We start from the raw sequence: 1,752 nt of genomic DNA, 5'->3' as shown, positions 1-1,752 counted from the left end.
AGCTGAGACTCGGCTCCTTCGCCGAGGGCGCGGTCCAGCTCCAGAACGGCCAGACCTTCACACTCGATTCCGACAAGACGCCGGGCGATGCCACGCGCGTGCATCTTCCGCATCCGGAGATCCTGGCGGCGCTCAGGCCCGGCCATGCGCTGCTGCTCGACGACGGCAAGGTGCGGCTGATCGCGGAGGAGACCTCCAAGGAGCACGCGCTGACGCGCGTCGTGGTCGGCGGCAGGATGAGCGACCGCAAGGGCGTCAGCCTGCCCGATACCGACCTGCCGGTCTCGGCGATGACGCCGAAGGACCGCGCCGACCTCGAAGCGGCGCTCGTCACCGGCGTCGACTGGATCGCGCTTTCCTTCGTGCAGCGCGCCGACGACGTGCTCGAAGCCAAGAAGATGATCCGCGGCCGCGCCGCCGTGATGGCCAAGATCGAGAAGCCGCAGGCGATCGACCGCCTCGCCGACATCATCGAGGCCTCCGATGCGCTGATGGTGGCGCGCGGCGATCTCGGCGTCGAATTGCCGCTGGAGCGCGTGCCGAGCCTGCAGAAGCAGATGACGCGGATGGCGCGCCGCGCCGGCAAGCCGGTGGTGGTCGCGACCCAGATGCTGGAATCGATGATCCAGTCGCCGGTGCCGACCCGCGCCGAAGTCTCGGACGTCGCCACCGCGGTCTATGAGGGCGCCGACGCCATCATGCTGTCGGCGGAATCGGCGGCCGGCAAATTCCCGGTCGAGGCGGTCTCGACCATGAACCGCATCGGTGAGGAGGTCGAGCGCGACCCCACCTACCGCTCGGTGATCATGGCCCAGCGCCCCGCCCCCGAATCCACAGCAGGCGACGCCATCGCGGACGCCGCCCGGCAGATCGCCGAGACGCTCGACCTGCCCGCCTTGATCTGCTGGACCTCGTCGGGCTCGACCGCCGTGCGCGTGGCGCGCGAGCGCCCGAAGCCGCCGATCGTGGCGATCACGCCGAACATCAGCGCCGGCCGCAGGCTCGCGGTGGTCTGGGGCGTGCATTGCGTGGTGGCGGAAGACGCGCGCGACCAGGACGACATGGTGAGCCGCGCCGGCCAGATCGCGTTCCGGGACGGCTTCGTCCGCGCCGGCCAGCGCGTCATCATCGTCGCCGGCGTGCCGCTCGGCATTCCCGGCACCACCAACATGGTGCGCATCGCCTCGGTCGGCCCCGAAGGCGACGCCAATATGTGAGGCCCGCCGGGGCGGCCAAACAAAAAGTCGAAAAACAACCCCATGCACAGTAGCCGGCCAGAACCAGCCGGCTTGCCGGGATGTCGCAAAAAAGCATGCGCGGGCAATGACCTGAAAGCGATCAGGTCGCCAACTCGCGCGTGAGCGCGATTTTTCAAGCCCCGACCAGCGCCTTGGTCGTCGGCAGCAAGGTCTGCTGCACCACGAGGCCGCGGGCGCGGGCGTCCATGACGCCGACCGCGCGCAGCGCCAGCAGCGTCACGGTCTGCACCGCATCGCGCATCTTGGCGGGATCCTCGAGATTATCGGGCGCGAGCGGCCCGACCAGAGCCTCGTGCAGTGCGCCGAGCAAGGCGGTGGCGGCGAGCGCGGTGTCCTGCGCCGGAAGGTGACCGGCACGCACGGCGGCGTCGATCCGCGCGGCCATCTCGCCGGCGATCTCGCGCCGGCTGGCAAGGCGGGAGGCGCTGACATCGACATCGACGGGCTCGGCCAGGATGCCCCAGGCCAGCCGCCGCTGCGACAGCGTATGCAC

At 70.1% G+C, this 1,752-nt stretch carries 1 protein-coding gene and 1 pseudogene; one reads left to right on the top strand and one right to left on the bottom strand.

Translation table 11 applies throughout. From position 1 onward, the window contains the following. Positions 1-1,217: pyruvate kinase (gene pyk / locus JHD07_RS39095; RefSeq protein ID WP_291631924.1), on the top strand; the 1,217-nt coding region annotated here is incomplete at its 5' end. Between the two features lie 154 nt (positions 1,218-1,371). Here pyk and JHD07_RS39090 read toward each other — a convergent pair. Further along, positions 1,372-1,752 (bottom strand): annotated as a pseudogene (locus JHD07_RS39090) (TetR/AcrR family transcriptional regulator); the annotation flags it as partial.

Source organism: Bradyrhizobium sp., assembly GCF_016462955.1.
Classification (GTDB): domain Bacteria; phylum Pseudomonadota; class Alphaproteobacteria; order Rhizobiales; family Xanthobacteraceae; genus Bradyrhizobium.
Note: the sequence above shows the minus strand (reverse complement) of the source record. Positions and strands in the feature narration are given on the sequence as shown.